This is a genomic window from Exiguobacterium sp. SL-9 (assembly GCF_004336985.1).
In the GTDB taxonomy this organism is placed as follows: Bacteria; Bacillota; Bacilli; order Exiguobacteriales; family Exiguobacteriaceae; genus Exiguobacterium.
This window is the reverse complement of sequence record NZ_SJUO01000003.1, coordinates 21,270-44,756: the sequence shown is the minus strand read 5'-3', so window position 1 is coordinate 44,756 and position 23,487 is coordinate 21,270. Positions and strand designations below refer to the sequence as shown.

Annotated in this window: 32 protein-coding genes and 1 riboswitch; of the genes, 12 read left to right on the top strand and 20 right to left on the bottom strand. The window is 52.3% G+C overall.

Annotated features, from left to right (window positions below):
* Nucleotides 1–134 precede the first annotated feature (134 nt).
* Together EVJ34_RS08825 and EVJ34_RS08820 are read left to right on the top strand one after the other, a co-directional pair.
* Nucleotides 135–1,397: a hypothetical protein gene (locus tag EVJ34_RS08825; protein ID WP_236636680.1), complete on the top strand. Its 1,263-nt coding sequence runs from the start codon at nucleotides 135–137 to the stop codon at nucleotides 1,395–1,397.
* Between the two features lie 134 nt (nucleotides 1,398–1,531).
* Nucleotides 1,532–2,389 (top strand): pirin family protein, encoded by an 858-nt coding sequence (locus EVJ34_RS08820; protein WP_131485341.1) that lies wholly within the window; start codon nucleotides 1,532–1,534, stop codon nucleotides 2,387–2,389.
* A gap of 24 nt (nucleotides 2,390–2,413) precedes the next feature.
* Here the strand turns inward: EVJ34_RS08820 and EVJ34_RS08815 are convergent, their stop codons facing one another.
* From EVJ34_RS08815 to EVJ34_RS08800, 4 genes are all read right to left on the bottom strand, one after another.
* Nucleotides 2,414–2,716 (bottom strand): hypothetical protein, encoded by a 303-nt coding sequence (locus EVJ34_RS08815; protein ID WP_131436077.1) that lies wholly within the window; start codon nucleotides 2,714–2,716, stop codon nucleotides 2,414–2,416.
* 68 nt (nucleotides 2,717–2,784) lie between these two features.
* Nucleotides 2,785–3,249 (bottom strand): GNAT family N-acetyltransferase, encoded by a 465-nt coding sequence (locus EVJ34_RS08810; protein WP_131485340.1) that lies wholly within the window; start codon nucleotides 3,247–3,249, stop codon nucleotides 2,785–2,787.
* Nucleotides 3,246–3,566, bottom strand: coding sequence for a hypothetical protein (locus EVJ34_RS08805; protein ID WP_131485339.1), 321 nt, complete (start codon nucleotides 3,564–3,566; stop codon nucleotides 3,246–3,248). Before EVJ34_RS08805 ends, EVJ34_RS08810 begins: the two co-directional genes overlap by 4 nt.
* A 65-nt stretch (nucleotides 3,567–3,631) precedes the next feature.
* Nucleotides 3,632–4,147, bottom strand: a complete 516-nt coding sequence (locus EVJ34_RS08800) for a GrpB family protein (RefSeq protein ID WP_131485338.1) — start codon at nucleotides 4,145–4,147, stop codon at nucleotides 3,632–3,634.
* Nucleotides 4,148–4,301: 154 nt separating this feature from the next.
* Between EVJ34_RS08800 and EVJ34_RS08795 the strand changes: the two genes are divergently transcribed.
* Both EVJ34_RS08795 and EVJ34_RS08790 read left to right on the top strand, forming a co-directional pair.
* Complete coding sequence (locus EVJ34_RS08795; RefSeq protein WP_131436085.1) at nucleotides 4,302–4,844, top strand: TraR/DksA C4-type zinc finger protein; 543 nt, start codon at nucleotides 4,302–4,304, stop codon at nucleotides 4,842–4,844.
* 138 nt (nucleotides 4,845–4,982) lie between these two features.
* Entirely contained in the window at nucleotides 4,983–5,450 is a 468-nt protein-coding gene (locus EVJ34_RS08790; RefSeq protein WP_131436086.1) for a helix-turn-helix transcriptional regulator, read from the top strand.
* Between the two features lie 39 nt (nucleotides 5,451–5,489).
* Here EVJ34_RS08790 and EVJ34_RS08785 read toward each other — a convergent pair whose 3' ends face one another.
* The 3 genes from EVJ34_RS08785 to EVJ34_RS08775 form a co-directional block, all read right to left on the bottom strand.
* Complete coding sequence (locus tag EVJ34_RS08785) at nucleotides 5,490–6,482, bottom strand: peptidoglycan DD-metalloendopeptidase family protein (protein ID WP_131485337.1); 993 nt, start codon at nucleotides 6,480–6,482, stop codon at nucleotides 5,490–5,492.
* Nucleotides 6,483–6,662: 180 nt separating this feature from the next.
* Nucleotides 6,663–6,842 carry a hypothetical protein gene (locus EVJ34_RS08780; protein WP_131436091.1) on the bottom strand — a complete coding sequence of 60 codons (180 nt, stop codon included), beginning with the start codon at nucleotides 6,840–6,842 and terminating at the stop codon, nucleotides 6,663–6,665.
* On the bottom strand, nucleotides 6,842–7,642 hold the full coding sequence (locus EVJ34_RS08775; protein WP_131485336.1) for a GNAT family N-acetyltransferase: 801 nt from the start codon (nucleotides 7,640–7,642) through the stop codon (nucleotides 6,842–6,844). The genes EVJ34_RS08780 and EVJ34_RS08775 overlap by 1 nt, the downstream gene beginning before the upstream one ends.
* Before the next feature lie 70 nt (nucleotides 7,643–7,712).
* Between EVJ34_RS08775 and EVJ34_RS08770 the strand changes: the two genes are divergently transcribed.
* A complete protein-coding gene (locus EVJ34_RS08770; RefSeq protein WP_131485335.1) occupies nucleotides 7,713–8,177 on the top strand; it encodes a GNAT family N-acetyltransferase in 465 nt (154 codons plus the stop codon).
* Here EVJ34_RS08770 and EVJ34_RS08765 read toward each other — a convergent pair.
* From EVJ34_RS08765 to EVJ34_RS08755, 3 genes are all read right to left on the bottom strand, one after another.
* Complete coding sequence (locus tag EVJ34_RS08765; protein WP_131485334.1) at nucleotides 8,158–8,745, bottom strand: GNAT family N-acetyltransferase; 588 nt, start codon at nucleotides 8,743–8,745, stop codon at nucleotides 8,158–8,160. The two genes, EVJ34_RS08770 and EVJ34_RS08765, sit on opposite strands and share 20 nt — an antisense overlap.
* A gap of 128 nt (nucleotides 8,746–8,873) precedes the next feature.
* Complete coding sequence (locus EVJ34_RS08760) at nucleotides 8,874–9,887, bottom strand: S66 family peptidase (protein ID WP_236636679.1); 1,014 nt, start codon at nucleotides 9,885–9,887, stop codon at nucleotides 8,874–8,876.
* Nucleotides 9,888–9,953: 66 nt separating this feature from the next.
* On the bottom strand, nucleotides 9,954–10,259 hold the full coding sequence (locus EVJ34_RS08755) for a hypothetical protein (protein ID WP_131485332.1): 306 nt from the start codon (nucleotides 10,257–10,259) through the stop codon (nucleotides 9,954–9,956).
* Nucleotides 10,260–10,406: 147 nt separating this feature from the next.
* Between EVJ34_RS08755 and EVJ34_RS08750 the strand changes: the two genes are divergently transcribed.
* A complete protein-coding gene (locus tag EVJ34_RS08750) occupies nucleotides 10,407–10,721 on the top strand; it encodes a hypothetical protein (protein WP_131436105.1) in 315 nt (104 codons plus the stop codon).
* 85 nt (nucleotides 10,722–10,806) lie between these two features.
* Nucleotides 10,807–11,592: an SDR family oxidoreductase gene (locus EVJ34_RS08745; RefSeq protein WP_131436107.1), complete on the top strand. Its 786-nt coding sequence runs from the start codon at nucleotides 10,807–10,809 to the stop codon at nucleotides 11,590–11,592.
* Between the two features lie 31 nt (nucleotides 11,593–11,623).
* On the opposite strand, the gene EVJ34_RS08740 is transcribed toward EVJ34_RS08745, so the two are convergent.
* The 10 genes from EVJ34_RS08740 to EVJ34_RS08695 all read right to left on the bottom strand — a co-directional run bounded on the left by EVJ34_RS08740 (nucleotide 11,624) and on the right by EVJ34_RS08695 (nucleotide 20,146).
* Nucleotides 11,624–12,421, bottom strand: a complete 798-nt coding sequence (locus EVJ34_RS08740; RefSeq protein ID WP_131485331.1) for a GNAT family N-acetyltransferase — start codon at nucleotides 12,419–12,421, stop codon at nucleotides 11,624–11,626.
* 66 nt (nucleotides 12,422–12,487) lie between these two features.
* Nucleotides 12,488–13,555 carry a saccharopine dehydrogenase family protein gene (locus EVJ34_RS08735; protein WP_201739933.1) on the bottom strand — a complete coding sequence of 356 codons (1,068 nt, stop codon included), beginning with the start codon at nucleotides 13,553–13,555 and terminating at the stop codon, nucleotides 12,488–12,490.
* Between the two features lie 69 nt (nucleotides 13,556–13,624).
* The gene (locus EVJ34_RS08730; RefSeq protein ID WP_131485329.1) at nucleotides 13,625–14,071 is read right to left on the bottom strand and encodes a hypothetical protein; all 447 of its coding nucleotides are present in this window, start codon (nucleotides 14,069–14,071) and stop codon (nucleotides 13,625–13,627) included.
* Between the two features lie 88 nt (nucleotides 14,072–14,159).
* A complete protein-coding gene (locus EVJ34_RS08725) occupies nucleotides 14,160–14,789 on the bottom strand; it encodes an NADPH-dependent FMN reductase (RefSeq protein ID WP_131485328.1) in 630 nt (209 codons plus the stop codon).
* Entirely contained in the window at nucleotides 14,786–15,778 is a 993-nt protein-coding gene (locus tag EVJ34_RS08720; RefSeq protein WP_131485327.1) for a ring-cleaving dioxygenase, read from the bottom strand. Before EVJ34_RS08720 ends, EVJ34_RS08725 begins: the two co-directional genes overlap by 4 nt.
* A gap of 40 nt (nucleotides 15,779–15,818) precedes the next feature.
* Nucleotides 15,819–16,250 carry a MarR family winged helix-turn-helix transcriptional regulator gene (locus tag EVJ34_RS08715; protein WP_131485326.1) on the bottom strand — a complete coding sequence of 144 codons (432 nt, stop codon included), beginning with the start codon at nucleotides 16,248–16,250 and terminating at the stop codon, nucleotides 15,819–15,821.
* A 135-nt stretch (nucleotides 16,251–16,385) separates the two neighbouring features.
* Entirely contained in the window at nucleotides 16,386–17,513 is a 1,128-nt protein-coding gene (locus EVJ34_RS08710) for a tetratricopeptide repeat protein (RefSeq protein ID WP_131485325.1), read from the bottom strand.
* 49 nt (nucleotides 17,514–17,562) lie between these two features.
* Complete coding sequence (locus EVJ34_RS08705; RefSeq protein ID WP_131485324.1) at nucleotides 17,563–18,102, bottom strand: ribonuclease FAU-1 family protein; 540 nt, start codon at nucleotides 18,100–18,102, stop codon at nucleotides 17,563–17,565.
* A 68-nt stretch (nucleotides 18,103–18,170) separates the two neighbouring features.
* Nucleotides 18,171–19,223 (bottom strand): DUF58 domain-containing protein, encoded by a 1,053-nt coding sequence (locus tag EVJ34_RS08700; protein WP_131485323.1) that lies wholly within the window; start codon nucleotides 19,221–19,223, stop codon nucleotides 18,171–18,173.
* 2 nt (nucleotides 19,224–19,225) lie between these two features.
* Nucleotides 19,226–20,146 (bottom strand): AAA family ATPase, encoded by a 921-nt coding sequence (locus EVJ34_RS08695; RefSeq protein WP_131485322.1) that lies wholly within the window; start codon nucleotides 20,144–20,146, stop codon nucleotides 19,226–19,228.
* 97 nt (nucleotides 20,147–20,243) lie between these two features.
* Here EVJ34_RS08695 and EVJ34_RS08690 point away from each other — a divergent pair, with 97 nt between their 5' ends.
* The 5 genes from EVJ34_RS08690 (at nucleotide 20,244) to EVJ34_RS08670 (ending at nucleotide 23,190) form a co-directional block, all read left to right on the top strand.
* A complete protein-coding gene (locus EVJ34_RS08690; protein ID WP_131436128.1) occupies nucleotides 20,244–20,936 on the top strand; it encodes a hypothetical protein in 693 nt (230 codons plus the stop codon).
* 92 nt (nucleotides 20,937–21,028) lie between these two features.
* Nucleotides 21,029–21,775 (top strand): hypothetical protein, encoded by a 747-nt coding sequence (locus EVJ34_RS08685; protein WP_131485321.1) that lies wholly within the window; start codon nucleotides 21,029–21,031, stop codon nucleotides 21,773–21,775.
* Nucleotides 21,776–21,862: 87 nt separating this feature from the next.
* Entirely contained in the window at nucleotides 21,863–22,183 is a 321-nt protein-coding gene (locus EVJ34_RS08680; protein WP_131436132.1) for a hypothetical protein, read from the top strand.
* Between the two features lie 24 nt (nucleotides 22,184–22,207).
* Nucleotides 22,208–22,306: riboswitch (TPP riboswitch) on the top strand.
* A 64-nt stretch (nucleotides 22,307–22,370) separates the two neighbouring features.
* Nucleotides 22,371–22,859, top strand: a complete 489-nt coding sequence (gene thiW / locus EVJ34_RS08675; protein WP_131485320.1) for an energy coupling factor transporter S component ThiW — start codon at nucleotides 22,371–22,373, stop codon at nucleotides 22,857–22,859.
* Between the two features lie 64 nt (nucleotides 22,860–22,923).
* The gene (locus EVJ34_RS08670) at nucleotides 22,924–23,190 is read left to right on the top strand and encodes a hypothetical protein (RefSeq protein WP_131485319.1); all 267 of its coding nucleotides are present in this window, start codon (nucleotides 22,924–22,926) and stop codon (nucleotides 23,188–23,190) included.
* Nucleotides 23,191–23,487 lie beyond the last annotated feature (297 nt).

Sequence of the window (23,487 nt, the reverse complement as noted above, 5' to 3'; positions counted from 1 at the left end):
AACAAGCCCGTTCAGTTCAAGTTGAGCGGGTTTTTTGATTTTTTTTTAAAAAAACACATTAATTTTCCTAAGACTAAAGTCACAAAAAAATGGTGCTAAAATGATGAAAGTTAATCATCAAAGGAGTGCCACCCGTGAAAAAGTACTTAATTCTTTGTACACTCGCCATGTTGTTCATCCTTTTTGGATGTGAAGAGGAATATGCCTTTCGTTTACATACAGCTCCAGAGTACTATCAAGGTCGCGCTATCCTTCCATCGGGACAACAAATCGAGATGACTGAGTCCGATCGGACGAACGTCCTTGATGCCTGTTACCCAGAGGACGCGCTATCCCGTGTTCCTAACGGAGAGCGTCAATTGATTGGGACGGTCACTTTGAGCCGCCCGCTCATCACGACATCTTCAGCCGATGTCTTTCCGACCGCTACTTTTTTTGAAGTGGAGAATCAAACCTACGTCCAGTGCGAAGCCGATACAATCTCGTATGTGAAACAAATCGACACGTTGCCGAACAGTCTCATTCCGTATCGCGAACAAGCCGTCTCATCACCTGAAACGTCCAACCTTCGGACCGCGCAACCGCATGAACAAGTTCATTTCACAGAAGAAATGGCAAAACCTGTCGGCAACGAACCTTATCCAAAACGAAGTGGTTTCGAGCAGACGCTCGTTCACGTGACGATGCCGTTCAACGGCGCGTTCGAATTCACGTTCGAATCACCCGAGACGAATGAGACGATCATGTTGCCGATTGACGAATCTTCGCGCCAAGCGTTCCTCTCCCTAGGCTTAGGAACCGAGGTGTCTCAAGACGCGAAGCAGTACGGACTTCATTTGTCACCTGACCAAACGTTATATGAGGACGTCCTTCGACCGAAAGATGCGAGTTTCGACCGCATGCTCGGGGCTCGTCAAGCAAACCCGCTCCCGACGACACTCGTCCCAAATGAACGTTATCCTTTGTTCAGCTTTTCATTCATCCGTGACGGGAAACCACATAAGCAAGTCGTCTCAATCACCTATCGAGAAGAGACGTTACTTCGCGGCGATCAGTTGAAAACGAAAATGCGCCAACAGTTCGCCCATCGCCGGCATGTCGTGACTCATGAATTGGCGCTACTCGGCACGGAGTCTAAGGATGAATCCTTCCTGAATCACGCCAATGCCGAGACCGTCCAGTTCGTGTTTCAAGCGATCGATCGTTCAAAAGCTGTCGCTTCGGCCGGGACCCCGGCCCCGACCCCTTATTTGACCGTCTTCGAAGGGATTTGTGCACAGACGTTCGATGTCAGCTACGACGAAGACGATGTCTATTTGACGGATACGTTTACAGGATCACACTTCAAGTTGCTCCGCGCCGATGCCGAACGTTGGCACGACCTATTCAATAAGTAAGACGACAAATAACGACTTTTAAAGACAGACTGGTATGTACCGGTCTGTCTTTGCACGTTTTCTAGGCAAAATCGGGAAGCATCCATCGTTCGCTATGCGACAATGACAGCAAACGGTGCAAAGGAGAAAATTCGATGACGAAACGATTCGAGCGCGACGTCGCCACCCATTGGCCAGTCGCCTATAAACAACCTGGATATCCACACGTGCAACACGGATGGGTCCTGCCCCCTGAACGAAAAAACGAGTTCGATCCGTTCATCTTGATGGCCGAGGACTGGTTCAAACGCGGCACGTTCTCTGACCACCCGCATCGCGGTTTCCAAACGATCACCTACGTCATTGACGGACGACTCGAACATATCGACAATCATGGCGGACATTCGATTTTGGACGCCGGAGACGTCCAATACATGAACGCGGGCTGGGCGGCCCGACACGCCGAGGAGGCCGTCGCCGATGACTTGATCCACACGCTGCAATTATGGCTCAATTTACCGAAAGCACTCAAAACGACGACGACGTCTTATCAAAACGTTTATGTTGAAGACGCCCCGGTCGTTCCAATCGAGGGTGGACAAGTCCGTGTCTATTCAGGAGAGGTCGCCGGCGCGACAGGACCGATGGACAGCCTCGTCCCGATCACGATGAGTGAGGTCAGCTTACGAGAAGGTACGGTCTATGAACACGTCATCCCGACGAACCACAACGGCTTCGTCTACATCCTCGCCGGTGCGGTCGAGCTCGGAACGTCTGCGACGAGACTCGAGAAGACGCACGTGGCGACGCTCACGTTCGACGAGACGGCAGAAAGTGAGAGTGTAGTGCGCATCGAAGCGACGTCACGCGCGAAATTACTTGTCTATTCGGGCAAACCGATCCGCGAAGAGTATATCGCCCACGGCCCGTTCGTCATGAACACTGAAGATGAGATTCGTCAAGCGTTCCGCGACTATCATGCCGGTGCGTTTGGTCCCCCGGCCGTCAAATAAAATAAGCCGCGCCTGAGGCGTGGCTTATTTTTTGTCTGGCATGAGTACGGTCTGTTGCGTCGGAATAAAATCGATTGGCACGGTCCGCTCGACGAGGATGTATCGTTTCCCTTCTACCTCGAATTTTCGGTCGCCGAGATAATGAGCCGATTTCCCGTCTTCATATAACTTCGTCAAGATTGCCGGCACGTACTCATTTAAATTGGTGTAATGCTCATCGAGCGTCATGACGATGTTTCCTTTGCCATAACCCAACCATTGGTTCGACATGAATAGCAGGAGCGAAATCGTCCCGATGACACCGATGACTAAAATGACTGTTTCCATCAACTTCTCCTCCATCACGTATACGTATATGTGGCGTGAGTTTGGTACGCCAAGACCAATCTTCGGTTTTACAGTTGCTTGATGACGAACTGTCGCTTCGCCTGAAAGCCGATTTGGTTATAAAACGCGGCAGCCGTTTCATTCACCGACCAATAATCCAGTTCGATGGACGGGAACTCGTGCGCGATGGCATAGCGCTCCACCTCTTCCATAACCAAGCGTCCATACCCTCGTCGCTTCGCCTCCGGGTTAATACTAATTTGATGCACATAGAGCGTTCGCACCGCTTGCCGAAATGCGTTCGCCTCACTTACCCGCTCTTGAAAACAGACGTAGCCGATGACGGCAGCATCGACCTCTGCCGTGAAGAAATGATAATCGTCTCGCGCCATCATTTCCGAAAATGCCCTTTCCATTGCCTTGTGATCATAAGCCGCAAAGAAGGTCGGCGCCAACTGAAGATGGTGTTCATGAATCGGACGATTCAACGTCGCAATCAATGCCGCATCATCGGTTCGTTTCAACTGCATCATAACGGCCCTGAGCCCTCGTTTCCATGATCTCGTGTCTCCGTGACACCATGTGGTTTTTCATGTCCACGTAACGTATAACTCATCGTTCCCTGCTCTTTCCCGTGCAAACGGTGTTGAATCGGACGGGCCAGAAAATAGCCGCCGAACAAGGAGGCCGGGAAGACGATAAAGGCGGTACCTAGAAACAGATAGGCGTATGCACGCATCTCGTCTGTGCCGACGAAGTAATTGACTCCATAGCGCAATCCAAAAAATAAGCCGACAAATAAAAGTGCGACAAACGCGTACTCGATACATTTTCCGAGAAATCGTTTCATCTCGTAACCCCCTTCAACTGATTAGTTTCCTTTACGAGATGAAACCGCAAAACGTTTCAAATTTGTTAGCGAGACAGATACCACAACGTCGCCTCCTGCTCGGTCGCGGACACCCAGTCTTGTTTTCCTTGGATGTAGCTCTCGATATCCTCCGGATGCTGGCTCGCCAATCGCTGTTTGAGAGCCGCATACTCATCCCGTACATCCGGGAACGTCATCAAGTAATCACGGAACGCGAGATGGCGCGTCACGCCCTCATCTCCGTCCTCGAACATATGGACGTGAATCGTCCGCACGTCTTCCCCTTTGGCGAAGAAGCGTCGTCTCGGAATCCCATGCTCACCAAAACTCCGGTAACCGAGCGCTTCCATGTGCCCGACCCAATCGTCAATCCGCCCGATTTCCCGTACGACCGGCATAATGTCAATAATCGGTTTTGCGTCGAGTCCCGGCACCGAGGTGCTTCCGATGTGATGGATGGCGACGACTTCCCCTTCAAACAAGCGTTGGAGCTTGGCCGCCTCTTCTTCGAATTTCGTCTCCCATATCGGATTATACGGGACAACCTCTACTTTTCTCATGCTCCATTTCCTCCTTCACGATCATCGTTGCGTCACTCTCATCATACCCGTTTTCCGAGGCGTTTAGAAATCGCCTTTGCCACTCGAAAGGTTTGTCCCGACTCAAAATGGGAAAAGCTAATATTAATGAAAACAGAACTGGAGAGTGAACCGTATGTTGACACAACAGCAGATCGATACGTTCAAGGAGCGTTTATTAAAAGAAAAAGCGAAGACCGAAGGATACATGGAAAATCGGGAAGAAGTATACGATGAAGGGGAACTGTCACATTATGATAATCACCCGGCCGATTCTGGAGAAGAGCTCTTTTTGCGCGAACGCGACCAAGCACTCACAGAGCTCGATGAAGATTTTTTGAGTGACGTCGACAAGGCGCTGCTCGCCATCGAAAAAGGCACGTATGGGAAATGTGAAGTGTGTGGAGAAGATATCGAGTTGGACCGTCTCGAAGTCATCCCGGAAGCGACGCTCTGCATCAAGCATGCGCGTGAACAAGAAGAAGAGGAACATCAGACCGACCGCGAGCGTCCGGTCGAAGAGGACGTACTCAACCCATCCGAAACAGCTGCCCGCAAACAGCTCGATGGAACGGACGAATCCGGTCAAAGTACGGACGCGTTCAGCCAAGTCGAGGATTTCGGGAGTTCAGATACAATCGCGGATAGTGAAGGCAATCACGACCCGACGCGCGAATAAGATCGGCATCGCGTGAGCGGAAGGAGTTCATCTCCTTCCGTTTTTTAATTGCTCAATTATGCCGAATCCCCTATCCTATATCTTCCATATTGCAAACCCACGTGATACGATGTGTAAAAATACATCTTAGGAGAAGTTATGCATACAAAAGAGACGTTTTCTGAACTGATTTCTAGTAAACTCAAACTGATTCGCACCGAGCAAGGGTTATCTCAAGAAGAACTTTGTACGCTCGTCGGCATCTCAAAAAAGACGTTGATTCAAATCGAGAAACGACGACTGAACGCGAACTGGACGACGACGGTCGCCATCTGTGCCTTGTTCAACCAAAGTCCCTATCTCCACTCATTGATTGGAGATCACCCAATCGAATTCATCCGTCTCGTCGCGCATACAGACCCAAAGTTGGCAACGAAGACGTTAGGCGGACACGTCTGGTGGACAACGATCGAGCACCAAGGCAAGTATCGGATTCAACAAAATATGATCAGTCAGCATTACCGAATTTTAGATATCGACGATTTCCGATGGTTCAGCACGTTCGACCGCGACGAGGCGTTCCAAAAACTGTTCGAACTGCGAACAACACATGACGAGCAGGCTTGAAAAATAGACAGAAAAAATGACGCAACGAAATTCGTTGCGTCAATACGTCGCTTGAATGGGCGACGCGCCACCGAGCACTTCAGTGACGTCCATCGGGTTGACCGTGTTACCGGCCGAACTTGATGAATAAGCGTATTCGCCTTGATGCACTTCGAAGTGGAGGTGCGGACCTGACGAGTTGCCGGTGTTACCGATTTGGCCGATGCCTTCGCCTTGGAGCAACGTCTGGCCTTTTTTCACTTCGATTTTATGCATATGGGCGTAGACCGTCGTCCATTTCTGTCCATCGATTTCATGTTCGATGAAGACGTGCTTGCCGTAAGGACCACCCGATTTAACGGTAGTGACCGTCCCGGCTGCCGCCGCATAAATCGGTGTGCCGACGTTCGCTGCGAGATCGAGCCCGTTATGGAACGTATATCCGAACTGGCCGCTCGCCGGTCCATAACCTTGTGATAGACGACCGGTCGCCGGCATCATGAACTTCTCAGGTGCCATCGCTGCCGTTTGTCGTTTCAAATCTTTCAGCTGTGCGGCTTGCCCTTTCAGTTGCTTGTAGGCGGCTGAATGGGACGAGCGGGCCTTCTTGTGCTCCGCTTCGACTTTGGCCTGTTCGTTCTCTAGTTGTTCTAGCGATCGAGTCGTCGCCGCTTGTTTCGCTTTCAAGTCGCTCTCGTTTTTTTCAGATGTCGCCGCTTCCGCTTGCGCGCTCGGAAGTACAGTCGATAACACTTGTTTGAACAGGGATGGGTTGTCTGTCTCTGAATTCAACGCTGTGTCGTAAGACGCAAGTTGTGCGTTGGCGTGATCAATTTCCTTTTGAATCGCGTTCACTTTTTCTTCAACCGCTTCAGCGCGGTGTTTGGCTTGTGCGACCGATTGTTTCGAGGTATGAAGCCGTTGTTCGGTCTGTTGAAGCGATTTCGTCGTCTTGACGAGGTCTTGCGGGGTAAGTTGATCCGCTGATACGGCTGAAGTCCCTGCTAAAATCAAGGCGCCTGTACCGACGGTTACGAGTAGTTGTTTCCACATATATTGATAAAACCTCCAAATAGGATGATTCGCTAGCTATATAAAAAGCTACAAGTGCGAATATAGCATCCATATTTGAAAAGTTCAATATATGAAGCATTTCATTTAGATGTCGAACATGTCAAAACGATGAGTACGCTCTCCACAAACTTCATTCAAACTTCATACATCAATCCCCCATCACCGTTTTCGTTTCAATACGATGACGATAATGCTGATGGCGGCGAAGACGGTCAACGTCGGGCCACCGACTAAAAAGAATCGAGTGCTGCCTGACGACAAGTTCGTCGTCAGCCCGAGAATCGTGAACAAATTGCCCACAATCAACAGTACCATCAAAACAGGCAAAAATCGGTGCATCACACGGTCCTCCCCGGTTTGACCATCTCGAATTGGGCGATTTCACCCTGCATGAATCCGAGCTTCCGGGCTGCCTCGATCAAGGCCGGACGATCCGAAGTGAGCGTCAGTTTAATCGGACCGGCCGCGCCTGCCGCTCGCAACAACCATTCCGCATCCTCATCCCGACCAAACACATCAAGGAGCAGGTCGCCTCGGAAAAGAAGAGCGCCTGTCGTCTCGCCTTCCTCGACTCGAATGAGCTCGGTCTGTTGTTGGGTCGTACGGACGTCGACTTGCCAAATCGGTCGGTGGGTCGCAGACGGATAATACGTCTCGAATAGTTCGGTGATTGGTTCCGGTTCGAGCGACGCCTTCGTCTCGGTCGGTACAGATTGAAAGTACATGATTTCTCGAACTGTTTCATAGCCGAGCCGTTCATAAAGCGTGAGCGCTGGTTCGTTCCCTTGGATGACTTCAAGCAGGCGTGTGCCCATCGCTTGTTCATCGAAGCGGCGCATCAACTCGTTCGCGATACCGAAGTGTCGATAATCTGGCGTGACCGCTAACCCCCCGCAACGAGTGACCCACCCCGAATCGAGATGCGCCACGCCGCTCAGCATGACGGCAACGGGTCGCTCGTCCGCATAAGCGACGATGGAACGGGATGGCTGGTTTTGATCGCGGACGAGGAATACTTCCTCGAAGCGGGCCTCATCCATGTCAAAGTGAATCATATAATCAGAAAATCCGTCCATAAAGGCACGGTAAAGATCCGCGAGCGGCAGATTTTGAACGTAGGAAATCAAGGGTGTTGCCATCTTGCTCAGTTCCTTTCGATTTAGAGTTCAATATACTAGAAGAGACCAGTTACACCGAGGAGGAATCCACATGTCAATCAGACTCGAACCACTCCATGACGCCCATTGGACTGCCTTGGAGACATTTACCCTACCGCTCGAACAAGAGAAGTATACGACGCTCCCAAAAGATCTCGATTCGACGTTACCCGACGGGGTGTATCCAGTCGTCATCACGACGAATGAGCCCGTTGGCTTCTTTTTGCTACACGATACGGAACGAGTCGCCTCTTATACGGAGGCTAAAGATGCGTTATTACTCTCCATGTTCTCCATCAATCATCCGGCTCAAGGAAATGGCCACGCCAAAGCGGCGCTCCGTCATTTGCCGAGTTATGTCCGGGAGCATTTCACCGACAAACATGAAGTCGTCCTGTCGGTCAATCTCAAAAATGAACCGGCCTTCTCGCTCTATCGGACTGTCGGCTTCGTCGACACCGGCCGGTTGATTGACGGACCAATCGGGCCACAACGCATCATGTCGTTACAAGTGTAAGTTCCCCTGGCAAGATGCCGTAGACAGCCGTGTCCGTTAAGTGTGTTCCGTCCGCAGACAAATCCTCGTTTCGGAGCATGCCTTCCAACTGAAAGCCGAGTCGTTCTGGAATCATTCGACTTCCTTCATTGGTCGACTCGCATTGGATTTCAATCCGCTGAAAGCCGAAGTGAGAGAATCCGAAACGGACGACCGCCTCGACCGCCTCACTCATATAACCATGGCCAGTATGTGCCGTGTGAAGCCAATAGCCGACTGCAGCCTTCCGGACGTCCCAGTCGATTCCAAACAGGCTGACCGTCCCGACGAACGTCCCCGTCTCCCGTAAAAAGATGAGATACCGAAAATTCTCGCCTGTCACGTATAATTCCTGTGCCTGCTTCAAGTTTTCCTCGGTCTCGGACAACGTGGGTACTTCTTGTGCGAACGGAAGCCAGCGCTTCAGTTCATCATGCGACGCCCGAATCGCCTCGTTGACGACACGGGCATCTTCCCCGGCTCGAGGTGCCCGCAAGTATAACCGTCCGGTCTCAATCTGGAGCGGTGTATCTGTATGTGTAACGTCCATCTCGTCATTCCCCCTCTTTCATTGCAAACATACGAAACCAACAGACTTTCTCCCAGTAGCTTACCGGATGTGGCACGTAATTTTGCTACGTCACAGCCCGTGTCCCCCAAAGATTGACTCCATCTTTGCTATCGTTTTACCCCATCCTCTAAAAACATGATCGTTCCTGTCGTCGCATCGAGCTCGACATTGATACCAATCGGGAACACGTGAGACGGGAACGTATGCCCGATATCGACGTTCGTCAAAATCGGGAAGTCGACGTCTCCAAGCACTTCGAGCAACAAGTCCTCAAACGAGAACGGCGCGCCGCCCGCATCGAAATGTTCATGTTTCCCGATGATGAGTCCATTGATTTGATTGAACACACCGGCCAGTTTGAGCATACTGAGGGAACGTTCCTCGTCCGCCATCGTTTTGAAGGAGTCTTCTAAAAACAGGATGGCCCCTTCCATGTCGGGAAAATAGTCCGATTTCAAGAAGCCGGTCATCGTATTCATATTCCCACCAATCAACTTGCCACGAGCCTGCCCACCTCGAAGGGTAAGCCAGCCATCATTCGGGCGGAACGTCTTCTCCCAGTCCTGGGTCGACCAATCAATCATCTCCTCGGTCCACTCTCGGGGCACATCGAGTGTATACGGTGCCGTCCGTTCCAAACAGAGTACTTCTCGCACGTAACGTTCTCCGTCGGCGAACATCGTCTCGTATTCGCCGAACGACGGGACGATGGCTGGACCATAGAACGTCGTCACACCTGTCTTTGTATAGCAGGCGAGGAGGAGTGCTGTGACATCGCTATACCCCATTATGATTTTCGGATGGTGTCGCAACGCCTCGTAATCGATATACGGTAAGAGCGAATTCGAGTTCGTCCCCCTGATGGTGCTAATGATCGCTTTCACGTCGCGGTCGCGCAGCAACTCATTGAACTCCTCGGCCCGTTCGCGGATCGAGGCCGAACGGTATCCTTCTGATCGGTGCGTGCACCGTCCCTCTCGAACGAGAAAACCCATCCGCTTGAGCTGTTCAATTCCTCGCGCATACCGTTCCGGAAACCGGACCGGTGCCGGAAACGACGGCGTGATGATTCCAATCATATCCCCTGGCCGTAACGTCGGCGGTTGTTTACTTGTCCCCAACCTCATCGCTCCCTCATGTTTGTTTCATTCACCATACGGGTTCCAAGAGCCGGCTGACAACCTATCCTAAAACAAATCAGGGTCTTCCGAGAGTGTCCGTACCTTTCGAATTTTCTGCGGACGGCCCATCCAACCGAGCACAAGAAAGAAGAATCCGCCCGCAACGATACAAAATAATCCGACCAATCCCGCGATGATGCCATGGAACCCAAAGCGTTCCCCGCTCAAGACAAGGAGGAAAGGGAAGCAGGTGAACGCGACACCTAACATGATCAGTCCGCCCCATATGCGTCGCCGTGGGAACCCGATTGTCCACCATCCGAACACCACCAATCCTAAAATGATTAAACCGACCAGCCCAACTAGCATCATCGTCAGCACCTCCACTCATCAAATTGTCTTGTTATATTCCGCAACATTGATTCAAATTCCTGTCAAAAGAATCCTGTACAATTCCTGTAATACGGGTAAATAACTAATGGAAACCATCGTACCGGAATACCGCAGAGGAGGAACGTCATGAGGACACGACTCATCTTTGCCCTCGCGTTTATCGGTCTTTGTTTAGTGGCGGTGTATTGGATTAGTACGTGGGACGACCATCAAATCGAAGGACGGATTGAGCAAATCGATATCCCCCAATTGATGATTGGTCCAAGTGACGTCTCGGGCAATGAAGTCAAGTTGTATACGATTTTAATCAATGATCAGACCGAAGTGACCGGGGGTGCGAACGACGTGCAAGAACTTCGGGTCGGTCAAGTCGTCACGGTGGAGCTCGACCGTGACGCCAAACTCAAAATTGCCGTGTCAATCCATGTAACGCCGGATTAAGCGACACGGCTTTTTTTCAGAAAACGAGCATAGTTTTTAGGGAACGGTGGAATATGAGAACAGGAAGCTGAAAGGAGCGAATTGAATGATTTCAAATACATTGTTGTCGGGGAAAGTCGCATTCATCACAGGCGCGGCATCCGGAATCGGGCGCGCCGCCGTCATCCGGTTCGTCCAAGCGGGGGCAAAAGTCGCCATCGTCGACTTAAAATTGGAGGATGCCCAGCAACTCGCGAGCCTGATCGGAGACGAACGAGCCATCGGCATCAGTGCCGACGTCGGGAAGGAAGACGAGATGAAACGAGCGTATGAACAGACCGTCGAACGTTTCGGTCACGTCGATATCGTCTTCGCGAACGCGGGTCGTAACGGGACAATCACGCCGATCGAGCACTTGTCGCTCGAGGATTGGAACGGTGTCGTCGAGACGAACTTAACGGGCACATTCTTGACGGTGAAACATGCCATCCCTTACTTAAAGGAACGAGGCGGCAGCATCATCATCACGTCATCCATCAACGGGAACCGTTATTTCAAAAACTTCGGTTTCAGCGGCTATGCGACGACGAAAGCCGGACAGACCGGATTCGCCAAAATGGCTGCAGCCGAGCTCGCCCAGTTCGGCATTCGCGTCAACTCGATTTGTCCCGGGGCCATCGATACGAACATCGATGACTCGACGAACCGAGACGACGCCTTGCTTGAGGAAGTCGTTATTCCGATCGAGTATCCGGAAGGGAATCAACCGCTCGCCGGCAAGTCTGGCACGGCCAAACAAGTCGCGGACGTCGTGTTGTTCTTCGCGAGCAACATGTCGAGCCACGTCACCGGTTCCGAGGTGTACGTCGACGGCGCCGAATCTTTACTTTAACGACAACAGGTCGCCCCGCGGGGCGACCTGTTTATTTAAGAATCGGGCTTTTCATGACGGCTTTCTGGTAAAACGGAATGAATCCTAAACGCTCCATATTCCGCCCCGAGGCTGTATCGACTTTCGTCGTCACGGTCACGTACTCACATCCGGCTGCTTTCGCGGCCGCGACCCGCTCCAAGATGAGCTGCGTCTGATAGCCTTTCCCCCGATAAGCCGGAATCGTGCTCGTCAAAAACAGTTCACCCATCCCGTCCTGGATGGCAAGAATCCCTCCAGCGACAGCCGTCTCGCCTTCGCGGACGAGAAACGCCTGGTTTTCGGGAAGTGCGTAGAAGCCTTTCGCGGTATCGATCGTCTCTTGCATGATTGTCCCTGTTTCGGCGAAGCCAGCCGCGATGGCCCGGGCCCATTCGTTCACGTTATCGGCGTGCACGCGTTCGACCGCATCCGGTTCGTCTGACGGGAACACGAACGCGTTGACGTCAAGCAACCAGACATCCAAAAAGTGATCGAGCGTATAGTTGCGTTCTTGGAGCAACCGAAGGAGTGACATGTCCGCGAGCGGACAGACCTCGATATGTAGTCGGGACACGTTCTTCCCGCGCACCCACTTCTCCATCTGGTGCAAATCGTAAAAGCTGGTCGGACGATTCAATCCGAATCCGACCGCGAAACTCGTATTCCCCATTCGGAAGACATGGCCCTTGTTTTCAACAATCAATTCCGAACCTTCATAGGGAGGGTTCTGCTTACGATGCCGAATATAGGCAGACGTCCCTTCCGCTTTGATGCGTTCGATCCGCCTGGCTAGTTCTAAGCGTCTCATCTCATTCCCTCCCTCTAATCTTCCCTGAGTTTACCACACTTCGATTGCGAACAGATTGTGATTCCGTTACAGCCGGACCTCATCGACGACAAAGGACGATGATCCTTCGATTTCTTCGATGAAGTGTGACCCAAACAGCATCGCCGGTGTGAAGCTGCCAGGGATGACGCGGCCTGCACTGACAAGTCGTGACACGACTTCAAGCGCCCCGTACACAGTGAAGGCATACGTGCTAGCCGTCTTGATACGGACGATCACTTTACGTCCTGAGGCGTTCGTCGCCTCACCCCAGACATATGTTGATGAACGCTCTCGCTCCGACTCATCCGGTCCGCTCACATGTTCATCGACATAACGGAGCAGCTTTCCTTGCACCACGTCGCTACCAAGAATCGGACCGAACCAAGACAAGAGACGTGCTCCGTAAGCGTAAGCCGTCGGGACGGGGACCCACGTCGTAATGTTCGGGATGCCCGTCGTATAATAGGCAGTCGAGACATCCCCCCACGGAATCGCAAGTGCCATTTTTTTACCACGACCAAAATCGATACGACGACGTTTCGCTCCGAGCGAGAACGGTGTCAGTTCGCCATCTTTCCGTTCGACACTACTCGATCCTAGCCCACGGATGGCCGTCTTCAGCGTCCCGCGTGAGATACCCGCTGCAGCCGAGAAGCCGAGGGCAAGATTCGTCGCGTCCGGCATCAACTCTTTCAGCTTTCGGCCCACACAGTCGGTCGGGATAACGTCGAAGCCGACACCCGAACAGAGCAACACGCCCGCTTCCTGCGCGAGCTTGGCCCGTTTCTTCGAGTGAATGTATTCGAACACCTCGATTTCCCCGGTAATATCTAAATAATGTGTCTTCGTGGCGAGACACGCCTCGACCATAGGCCGACTCGTATCGGCGAACGGTCCGGCACAATGTAATACGAGGTCGATGTCTTCCAATTGGCGTGTCGCCTTATCGAATGACAAGTTGAAAACGCGCGTCTCACACGCGATTTCTTCCCCAAGCTTGGCAATCGCGTCCGCACGCCGACCCGCGAGCACCGGTGTCATCCCTTGTTTCACCGCTTGGCGGGCAATCAATTCACCCGTGTAACCGTTCGCCCCATAAATCATCCATTTCATCACGATTCCTCCTTCAACTCTGCAAACATGTCTTTTCTTTGTTCCCTATCCTACCAACTTTCACCCGTATCAGCGATGCATCACGTCTTGCATCACCCCAATCAAATAGACGACGCCAACGGGTATGACCAGACTGGACCACGCCTGTCTCGTTGCAAATCGACGATCTTTATACGTCAAGTAGCGGTCAATCATCCAATATAGAACCGCCGCCCCTACACTGAGCCAGAGCAAGACGAGTCCGAATCCAATATGTAAGCCAAACGAGACGAGCGGCTCGAACCGCCTCGACATTCGGCGTGCCATCCAATCGCTGAACATCGACATAAAGACGCCATATGTGACGATCACGGGGAAACTGACCACCAAATAAGTGGCCGTCAACATGAGAAGCCCGTTCACCGTGTCACCGATCTCACTGCTGTCCGGACCTTGCGGGATGACGATCCAACACGCCAACAAGAACGCATAAATCGGCGCAGTAAGCGACGCCGCGACGATTTTCCGAGTCCACATGTTCATTCCCCCTCTTCTCCTCCCACTCTACACGACTACACAAAAAAGCGCACAAAAAAACCAGCCTGGTTAAAGGCTGGTCGAATGCTCAGTTGTTCGTAGCTTCAGCTGCTTTCGTACGGACCGTCTGCATCGCTTCTGTCCATGGGACGAGCTGGTCGAGCATGTCGTTGACCGATTGGACTTGGACGTCTTTCGGTGCGAAGTGTGTGCCGTTCTCGAAGTCTGTGAAGAGCGAGAGCGCTGGGTGGACACGGACGTGGGCGATCAAGAGCTCGCTCAACACGCCGCGCAAGTGTTCCGTCGCACGCGCGCCGCCGACCGAACCATATGAGACGATTCCGGCTGCTTTGTTATGCCATTCGTTGCGTAAGTAGTCGAGGGCGTTTTTGAGCGCGCCTGTGATCGAGTGGTTGTATTCTTGAACGATGAAGACGAAGCCGTCCATCTCAGCGATTTTCTCAGACCAGGCGCCAGCACCTGATGCGTCGCCGCCTGGCTCGCCGAGAAGCGGAAGGCTGTAGTCTGCGATATCGATGATTTCATAGTTGGCGTCACCGCGTTTGTTCGCGAGTTCTTTCACCCATTCTCCGACTTGCGGGCTGACGCGTCCTTCACGAGTCGATCCGAGTACGATTCCAATTTTCAACATGTTAGTTCCTCCTTGTGAGTTGGTTGGTTCTTCTTGTTTACCAAATAAACGATTGAATAAGCTCATTTCATTCCCTCATATTCTTTCTCAAACGTTTTTGTACTTCTGACCGTATCAATCGGTCGAACCATCGCTTCAATCTGTTCCCGTTTCGGTTCTAAGAACGGCGGGAGTGACAATTTTTCACCGACCGTCTCATACGGCTCATCACCCATAAATCCAGGTCCGTCGGTTGCCCATTCGAATAGGATTTGCGGCGCGACACGTGCATAAGACGATTCGAAGAAGAAGCGGTCGACATAGCCTGATGTCGGTAACCCGAACTGTTGCAAGCGCGCTGTCCATTCATCGAGGACACTGCGGTCATCGACACGGAAAGCGACGTGGTGCACCGTTCCGAACCCTTGGCGCGCGACTGGTGACGTCTCATCATGAATGACGACGACTTGCGCCCCGTTTCCACCCTCACCTCCTTCAAAGAGATGTGCGTCGCCTTCTTGTCCGATCTCTTCGAACAACATGACTTGCTCCATCACTTGTTTGAAATACGTAAAGTCCGCGATGCGGATGAAGATCGGACCGAGGCCCGTGATCGCATACTCGAGCGGGATCGGGCCTTTTTGCCACGGCTCGCCTGACGCGACGCCGACGTTGAACTCATCTGAGATGAGCTGGTACGCCTGCTCGTCGAAGTCGACGAACGAGAGTATCTTCTTGCCGAACTGCTCGGTGATGCCTTCATGCTTCACACCGAGTCGATCGAAGCGACGAACCCAATACGTAAGTGCCTCGTCGGTCGGGACGCGGAACGACGTCTTGGCGATCTCGTTCGTCCCATGCACGCCTTTTGGGATGCCGGGGAAATCAAAGAACGTCATATCTGTCCCGGCGCTGCCTTTGTCATCGGCGAAAAATAAGTGGTACGTCTGAATGTCATCTTGGTTGACCGTCTTTTTGACGAGACGCATTCCAAGGACGTTCGTGAAGAAATCGTAGTTCTTTTCGGCGCTGCTCGTAATCGCCGTCACGTGGTGAATTCCTTTTACATGGTTCATTAAAATCGCTCCTTCAAAATCTTGATTTCGAGATAATTGATTAAAAAATTTTTGACGCCTCAGCACGTTTGCCAATCGTCTTCAATTGAGTGATCGTTTCGTCTAGATCGAGTCCATCGAACAACTCGTCCATTTGTTTTTCGTGGGCCGGAAAGATACATGACATAAGTGTCTGTCCTTCCTCAGTCAGTGCCGCATACGTGACACGACGGTCGCTCGGACACGCTTTTCGAATCAAGTAACCTTTCGATTCGAGCCGATCGACGATATACGTCATACTCCCGCTCGACAGAAGGACCTTCTTCCCGATGATTTGAATCGGTTGGTCGCCTTTATGGTAGAGCAGTTCAAGGACCGAGAACTCGGTCGGGTTCAGCCCGTACTCAGCGACTTCATGCTTGACCACGTCTTGTATCGACTGCGAGGCTCGAAGCAACACTGTGATGGCTTTTAAGGTTTTCCGTTCTTCCATGTGTTCCCCTCCTTTGCTGAGAGAAAACAATACTTTAAATTTAAATATCTTTAATTCGAGATAAATATAACATGACAAGTTCTGTTGGTCAATCCATTTAACTCAAAAAAAGACGAGTTGCCTCGTCTCGTCATTTCAGTCGTACGTCTCGTCAAGATTCCGCGCATAAAATGCGATGGCGCGACGATACCGTTTGATGCTGTCATCCGGCTCCGGGCTTGCGAGCAATTCGAGCAACGCACCGGTCGCCTCACTGTGGCGTCCGAGATTGTAATGGGTCATCGCCTGGAACGCTTTGAGCGCCCCGATGTCTGGGAACTGTTCAATCGCCTTGGCGAACAACGCCTCAGCGTCCTCATAGCGGCCGAGCGCCCGATACGTGCTGCCGAGTCCGATATACGTCTCCCGGAGCTCTTCACCCGAGAGTCCGAGCCGGATTGCCCGTTCGTAATGCGGGACGGCTTGACGTTCTTCCCCTAGCGAATCATAACACCAGGCACAATGGGCATGTAGGCGTGGATTCTTCTCGTCTTGACGGAGCAACATGAGCAACAGCTGCTTCGCCCGCTCGAGCTCCCCGTTCTCACGGAGACGAATCGCTTCGTCGAGGCCTTTCTCTTCTGGGGTTTGGACTTCCAAGTCACTCAAGTCATCGAGCCATGTTTGCAACAACTCATAATAACGGCCGACATGGACGCCATCGACGAGGGCATGATGCGCTTGGACCGAGAGCGGCATCGTCATCCGGTCACCCGTCTCCGTAAACTTGCCCCAGGCGATGCGCGGCACCGTATCATGCTGTTGCTCATGTGTCGGGTGGCTGATGCTCGTGAACGTGACCCAAGGCACGCTCGTGATATAAAGGAGGCTGTCCGGCTCATCGTCGCCGACGACGACTTCCCGTTTCGCCCCGCTCATCCGGTCCGTCACTTCTTCCATGAAGTCCGGGAACGCGTCTTTATACGTCGCCGTACAAAAATTGAAGACGTCATCGTCCATCATGACAGTAAAGGACGGATGCACGACGTCATGCTCGATGACCTCGTCGCCGCGGATGCGGTAGCGAAGCTCCGGGATGGCGTTCGCCGCTTTGACGGCACCGTACAAGAACAGCTTAAAGAACGACTGGCCGGTCCGTTTGGCGTGCGTATGTAACTTTGTCACATCGACACTCGCTGTCACGTTGAAATGTGGGGCGTCGAACGCCTTGAAGAACTCGTAGTGTTTCTTGCGCGCCCACGTCTCGGTATTGATGGTTTTCATAATTCGTCCCCCTGTTTTTTCTTTCACTGTACCAAAGGGAACAGGCCGTTCAAAGTTTTTGTTTCAACTCGGCGTAATGCTCGTTCGCCAACTCGAAGTAGACAAAGTCACGACGTTCAATCCGATCGAGTGTCGCTTTGAAATCACGCCATCCTCTCTCGACGAGTTCCGGCGTCAATTCCCCGGCTTCCGTCGCTGCCTCGAACTCGTCCTCGTCTTTGCGGACGACGTCGCCGTTCGGGAAGATGAGGATGTCGAGCAACAAGTCGTCCATATACGGGATTCCGTCCTCATATCCGATCGCTTCGACGATATCGATGTACCATTGAACGATGTTCCCTTCATCATTAAACATGACGGTCACACCGAACGGCTCGTCGTCCGGGAAATATTGGAGCCAGCTGTAACCGGCATCGGCGACGATGAACTCTTCTCCTTTGTGCATCTTATATTGAGGTGCGCGGACCGCATCGATTTGAAACAAGGCGACGGTCCCGGAGAAACGGTCATCATGTACCTCCATTTGCGCGTAGCGATGTTGCAAGATTCGTTCCCAATCCCGGCGGTTGGCAAATTTCCGTTTTGGCATATGTCTCTCTCCTTTTGTCCCAATTCATACATAAAGAAAGAGTTCGCCAAAATCCGACATTTCCCTGTTCAATCGTACAGATTGTGTTGATTGAACCAGACGAGATGGCTTTGCTTCAATCGTTTTCGCTCAACCATCCGTGTAAAGGCGTCGGTCGAGATGAAGCGATTGCCTGGGTGAATGGTCGCCAACTGCAGCAAGATGAATCGAATGCCGCGCTCGCCTTCCTGAAGCGGGACATGGAGCATCGTCCCATCCTCGTCAAATCGATTCAAGAATAACTCAATCTTACAGTCCTCTTTTAACAGACGCGACGTGACGAAAGCGGTTTGACTGATGAGCGATTCGAAGTCGTGATGGAGCGTATAACCGGAAGGACCGTTCAAATCCAAGGCGAACGTGAACGTATCGAGCGTCGTCTGTTGAAACACTTTCGACTGCAATCGTCCAAGTTTCGCCGTCGCATACCAATCGATCTCCTTTACCGGTTCCCCTTCATACGGTTTCGACCCAATCAGCTGTAACGGATTTTGGAGTGGTGACGCCAAGAGCGGCCGGTCCCCGAGCGCGAGCCGTTTCGTCCCGACCGGTGGATGAAGAATGAGTGATGGGAGGACGGTCCACGCTGTATCGACCGGTCGCTCATATAAATACGTTCCGAGTCGAAACGGGAGCGTGACGGCGATGACGCATTCCTCAAATGCGGCGGGACCGCGATACTCGGCGCGCACGACCAATTCGTGGCGGGCTCGACCGACATCGACCTCATAGTCGAGCACGTTCGGAAGGCGCTCATGCGCCGGAAAGCTGATTCCTGAGCTCACCTTCAAACGAATGCGTAGCGGTAGTCCGAGCCGGTCCAACTCGTCCACCCCGTCAACCACCAACACGAGCCGACTCTCATCTCCGACAAACAGCAATTCTTCGTATTGCGTGAACCGGAGATCGATGTGCCGCTCAAGTTGTTGCCGCGTCCGCTCGAGCATCCAAATCGCACTCGCTACAATGAAACATAGATAGCCGAACCCATAGACGTACGGCAAGAACACGAGCATGGCTCCGCTCACGAGATATATAGGGAGGAGCCGGCGCTGCAACCAAGCGTGCGTGGAGAGGATCATCGTCAGCCCTCGACCGGCACGGGCACGGTGTCTAAAATGTGTGCGATGACGTTCGCTTTCGTCGACTTGATGCCGCCTTCGAGCGTCAAGCTGATCCGATGGGCGAGCACGTACGGCGCCACGGCTTTGACGTCTTCCGGGATGACGTACAGTCGGCCGGCCAAATAGGCATAGCTTTGACAAGCGCGGAGCAGTGCAATCGCCCCGCGTGGACTGACCCCGACCTCGACGGACGCGTGGGCCCGGGTCGCATGGACGAGACCGAGCATATAGTCGAGGACATCGTCTTGAATCGCGACTTGTCTCGTCTCGGCCTGCGCTTCTTGGAGCGAGGTAAGTGACGTCACCGCCTCGATGTGTTTGCGGGTCTCGGTCAGCACTTGCAGCAACAGTTCTCGCTCTTCGGCGGCGTCCGGATACCCTACCGGAATCGAGATGAGGAACCGGTCGAGTTGTGCGTCCGGCAGTGGGAACGTCCCGGCCGATTCAATCGGGTTTTGCGTCGCGATGACGAAAAAAGGCTTCGGCATCGGATACGTCTTTCCGCCGATTGACACTTGTCGTTCTTCCATCGCTTCGAGTAGCGCCGACTGGGTGCGCGGGACGGCCCGGTTGATTTCATCAATCAGGACGATGTTCGCGAAAATCGGACCTTTCCGATGATCAAATCCTTGCGTCTTCATGTTGAAGTAGTCGGTCCCGATGACGTCGGACGGGAGCAAATCGGCCGTAAACTGAATGCGTGAGAACGACCCGTCAAAGCTTCCAGCAATCGCTTTGGCAAGCAACGTCTTCCCCGTCCCAGGTACGTCCTCGAGCAAAATATGTCCTTCGGCGAGAAGCGCCGTGCAGCAGAGCCGGACGACCTCACTTTTTCCTAAGTACACTTCGTTCAATTGTTTGATGACCGCTTCGATTCCCATTTCGTTCCCCTCCGTTACATGTGTCTTACTCGCAGTTTACCTGTTTATGGTAATATAGACAATAAATAGTCTGAACATTCCGATAAGGAGGGAAAAGATGAAGTGGTCGTCTCGATTTATAGGATTTCTTGTTGTGACAGCTTGTCTCGTTGTGACGTTCGTCTTTGTCAGCAAGACGACGTTCAGTTGGTTTCAAACGATCAATACACCTGCTCCAATTAACGTGACGGAAGTGAACAGAGAAGAAGAGGATAAGCGGCAAACAGGCGGCATCGATATGGGGAAAACGACAGGGCCCAAATTTGAGGGAGACCCTCGCCCGAAGGAAAAGATGCTCAAATTCAAGTTCGGTCGCGGGAATGGCAATGACCCCGGCGGACTCGGCACGTTGTTCGCTCTCCTCGCTGCTGTCGGGTTGACCGTCTATGGCGTGCGTAGATGGCTGCGTCGTCAACGGGGAAAAGGATTCACGTTCTCTAGTAGACAGAATGCCTTTGCGCCACTGTCGCTCAACGCGGACACATCGATTAAGGCACAGACGTTCCCGATGCTCACGAATATCGAACTGAGGGATTGGCTGATCACGTTCAACGCGTCGCTCGCCCCTGAGCTAAAGCTTCGGACGAATGAGACGGTCGTCGACTGGTTCGAACGCATCGAGCTGACGGATATCGACGCCTCGCTTTATCATCTGATTCGATATGGTCCAGCCTCCAATCATGATATCCCGTTGGCGCAACAACAACGCTTTCACGCGGCACTCGACCGTTACTTGAAGCGGCAACCCTGAGCGAGAAAGTACCCGGGTTCTCAATAGCCGGCATACATGCTACGCTTATTGGTAATAGGAAAAAACTGTAACTTTTTTAGGAGGTTTGATTGATGAAACGCCTAGTCTTGCTCGGGTTCACTGTGTTCTTGCTTACCGGATGCACGGATCCAGTCGAGAAACCGATTGTCCCGGCCGATACAAATGAGCCATCGTATGAAGACATCACCACATGGACGCGAGAAGATTTCAAGGACGTCTTCGACCAATATGAAAAAGTAACGCCGCTCTTGACGGCACTCGAGAACGATGGACTCACCCCGTTCCGCGAGACGTTCGAGCACGTCGTCATCGCCGGCGATGGCATCCATCATACATACGCCGACATTCATCCGTTCAAACTCGACGACGGTACGTACGCCACCGTCTATGAAAGTGAGAATGGGGATATCGCCAACGGCCCCGAGTCGGTCGCGCCACTATTTTGGCAAGAAGCATCGTTCCTGCAATTCGTCGAAGAAATCGAGAAACGAAAATATGGAACGAGTGCCCCACCGACGGACGTCGTCCTGACCGAAGACGAGTTTCAGGCGGTCTATAACCGCCACGCCTACACGTCCGCGCTCATCGTCGAGCTCGACGAATGGGGCGTGCAAGTCGCACGCGACCCGCTCGAGAATGTGATCATCGCTGGAAACGGAGTCAAGGAAGTGAAAGCCGACTTGATTGTCTTTGAAGTCGAGGACGGCTACGCCATCGTCTACGACCAAGACGGGGAGATTTTCAAAGGGCCAGAGTCGATTGCCCCACTGTTTTGGAGCGAGACGGATTATGAAAACCTGCTCGAGAAGAATGAATGACTCACGGGACACTCAGTCACACCATCGGACCGCGTGTCTCATATCAGGCACGCTCTCTTTCATTTATTGATTCTAGGAGGAAACGATATGGACGTTGTGTATTACTCATACCCGGTCGATGCCATCTTATATATGTATTTAGGGGCGACCGCCGTCGTCAGTCTCATCATCGGGCTGCTCGTTTGGCGTCTGTTCAAGCGCCGGGATGTCGGCTTTTGGATAACGCTCGTTCTCAGCTTTGTCGGGCTGTCGCTCTCGCTCGTCTGGTTTCAAAACGCTTCCGTCGCCGTGTTCATGGGGACACTGCCATGGTTGATCAATCTCGTCTTCTCCCTTTTGCTGTACGGCCTGTTCGTCGGCATCATCTATGTCACGTTCCGACCGCGAAAGCTCGACCGCATCAAATGACGGTATGCTATACTCATGTTAATAAACGACTACTAGGGGAGCCTTCGGGCTGAGACGGCACGCGCCGGACCCTTCGAACCTGATCTGGCTCATACCAGCGTAGGGAAGTGGTGTGGGATTCGTCTGTCTTTCCACGCCACTTCTCCACTTGGAGAAGTGGCGTTTTCATTTTGAAAGGAGACTATCTATGCGTATTCAACAACTCACTTGGATGGCGATGCTCATCGCCATCGCCGTCATCGGTTCCCTGTTCATCTCGATTCCGACCGGTGTCGCCCGTGCCTATCCGATTCAACATATGGTGAACGTCATCGCCGCCGTCACCGTCGGGCCAATCGGCGCCGTTCTTGTCGCGTTCGTGACCGGACTCGTCCGTGTCATGACCGGGACCGGGTCTCTCTTGGCGTTCCCTGGCGGTATGATTGGAGCGCTTCTGGCCGGCGTATTTTTCATGAAAACGAATCGAGTCATGTTCGCCGCATTCGGTGAAGTCATCGGGACCGGCCTCATCGCCTCGCTCATCGCCGTCCCGTACGCCAAGGTGTTGATGGGGAGCGAATTCGGCGCGCTGTTCTTCTTCCCGGCTTTCCTCGCCTCAAGTGTGACCGGAGCCGTGCTCGGCTGGATCGTCTTGACTCGGGTCAAGCAATTGCGGCCGCTCACGGTGAAACGATAAATAGGAGTTCCCCCCGCTAAAGAAAATGGTAAAATCAGGATAGCACATCCAAGGAGGTCATTTCTTGAATCGATTGACGCTGTTACTGGCGGCCACCGCCTGCCTATTCATGTCAGGACTTTTGTATACGCTCGAACGCATCGCCACGTTCACCCGCTGGAATGCTCAGATTGCGACGGGTACGTTCTCGAGCGAGCCGATGTTCATCGATGTGCTGCTCCAAAACGTGTTCATCTCGATTTTCGGAGTGGCTGCCATCGTCCTCTTTTTCAGGGCGGGCAACGCTGTCCAACACACAACGACCAAAAAAACAGGGACGTCCGACTTATGACGGCTGTCTCTGTTTGACGTGACGTTATAGTTTTATAACTCTAGTGAAGAAGGAGTGTTTAGTTATGGACATTAATCGCAATCTTTATTTTTACTCATTGTTAGTAGGGACTTTAGTTTTTCTATTCATTTTCATATCTGAATTCTTTTTCAATTTTGGAATCATATCGAATTACTCGATTACATTGCTCTTTCTTTCTTTGACCATTCTGTTGGCTGTACTACTTATTTTTTCCATTTTTTATATCAAAAAATTTAAAGACGAAAAAGGGAACATATTATTGGGCGTATTAATATT

Bases quoted from the DNA above. Each gene is read 5' to 3' on its own strand.
- EVJ34_RS08765 (WP_131485334.1), bottom strand. From the start codon at position 8,745: ATGGACGTTACACATACAGATACACCGCTCCAGATTGAGACCGGACGG.
- EVJ34_RS08810 (WP_131485340.1), bottom strand. From the start codon at position 3,249: ATGATGCAGTTGAAACGAACCGATGATGCGGCATTGATTGCGACGTTG.
- EVJ34_RS08735 (WP_201739933.1), bottom strand. From the start codon at position 13,555: ATGAAATGGATGATTTATGGGGCGAACGGTTACACGGGTGAATTGATT.
- EVJ34_RS08680 (WP_131436132.1), top strand. From the start codon at position 21,863: ATGGACGTTGTGTATTACTCATACCCGGTCGATGCCATCTTATATATG.
- EVJ34_RS08785 (WP_131485337.1), bottom strand. From the start codon at position 6,482: ATGTGGAAACAACTACTCGTAACCGTCGGTACAGGCGCCTTGATTTTA.
- EVJ34_RS08695 (WP_131485322.1), bottom strand. From the start codon at position 20,146: ATGGGAATCGAAGCGGTCATCAAACAATTGAACGAAGTGTACTTAGGA.
- thiW (WP_131485320.1), top strand. From the start codon at position 22,371: ATGCGTATTCAACAACTCACTTGGATGGCGATGCTCATCGCCATCGCC.
- EVJ34_RS08750 (WP_131436105.1), top strand. From the start codon at position 10,407: ATGAGGACACGACTCATCTTTGCCCTCGCGTTTATCGGTCTTTGTTTA.
- EVJ34_RS08720 (WP_131485327.1), bottom strand. From the start codon at position 15,778: ATGAACCATGTAAAAGGAATTCACCACGTGACGGCGATTACGAGCAGC.
- EVJ34_RS08705 (WP_131485324.1), bottom strand. From the start codon at position 18,102: ATGCCAAAACGGAAATTTGCCAACCGCCGGGATTGGGAACGAATCTTG.
- EVJ34_RS08685 (WP_131485321.1), top strand. From the start codon at position 21,029: ATGAAACGCCTAGTCTTGCTCGGGTTCACTGTGTTCTTGCTTACCGGA.
- EVJ34_RS08780 (WP_131436091.1), bottom strand. From the start codon at position 6,842: ATGCACCGATTTTTGCCTGTTTTGATGGTACTGTTGATTGTGGGCAAT.
- EVJ34_RS08730 (WP_131485329.1), bottom strand. From the start codon at position 14,071: ATGTGGACTCGGAAAATCGTCGCGGCGTCGCTTACTGCGCCGATTTAT.
- EVJ34_RS08805 (WP_131485339.1), bottom strand. From the start codon at position 3,566: ATGAAACGATTTCTCGGAAAATGTATCGAGTACGCGTTTGTCGCACTT.
- EVJ34_RS08690 (WP_131436128.1), top strand. From the start codon at position 20,244: ATGAAGTGGTCGTCTCGATTTATAGGATTTCTTGTTGTGACAGCTTGT.
- EVJ34_RS08775 (WP_131485336.1), bottom strand. From the start codon at position 7,642: ATGGCAACACCCTTGATTTCCTACGTTCAAAATCTGCCGCTCGCGGAT.
- EVJ34_RS08815 (WP_131436077.1), bottom strand. From the start codon at position 2,716: ATGGAAACAGTCATTTTAGTCATCGGTGTCATCGGGACGATTTCGCTC.
- EVJ34_RS08710 (WP_131485325.1), bottom strand. From the start codon at position 17,513: ATGAAAACCATCAATACCGAGACGTGGGCGCGCAAGAAACACTACGAG.
- EVJ34_RS08770 (WP_131485335.1), top strand. From the start codon at position 7,713: ATGTCAATCAGACTCGAACCACTCCATGACGCCCATTGGACTGCCTTG.
- EVJ34_RS08715 (WP_131485326.1), bottom strand. From the start codon at position 16,250: ATGGAAGAACGGAAAACCTTAAAAGCCATCACAGTGTTGCTTCGAGCC.
- EVJ34_RS08745 (WP_131436107.1), top strand. From the start codon at position 10,807: ATGATTTCAAATACATTGTTGTCGGGGAAAGTCGCATTCATCACAGGC.
- EVJ34_RS08725 (WP_131485328.1), bottom strand. From the start codon at position 14,789: ATGAGCTTATTCAATCGTTTATTTGGTAAACAAGAAGAACCAACCAAC.
- EVJ34_RS08755 (WP_131485332.1), bottom strand. From the start codon at position 10,259: ATGATGCTAGTTGGGCTGGTCGGTTTAATCATTTTAGGATTGGTGGTG.
- EVJ34_RS08740 (WP_131485331.1), bottom strand. From the start codon at position 12,421: ATGAGACGCTTAGAACTAGCCAGGCGGATCGAACGCATCAAAGCGGAA.
- EVJ34_RS08790 (WP_131436086.1), top strand. From the start codon at position 4,983: ATGCATACAAAAGAGACGTTTTCTGAACTGATTTCTAGTAAACTCAAA.
- EVJ34_RS08800 (WP_131485338.1), bottom strand. From the start codon at position 4,147: ATGAGAAAAGTAGAGGTTGTCCCGTATAATCCGATATGGGAGACGAAA.
- EVJ34_RS08820 (WP_131485341.1), top strand. From the start codon at position 1,532: ATGACGAAACGATTCGAGCGCGACGTCGCCACCCATTGGCCAGTCGCC.
- EVJ34_RS08700 (WP_131485323.1), bottom strand. From the start codon at position 19,223: ATGATCCTCTCCACGCACGCTTGGTTGCAGCGCCGGCTCCTCCCTATA.
- EVJ34_RS08795 (WP_131436085.1), top strand. From the start codon at position 4,302: ATGTTGACACAACAGCAGATCGATACGTTCAAGGAGCGTTTATTAAAA.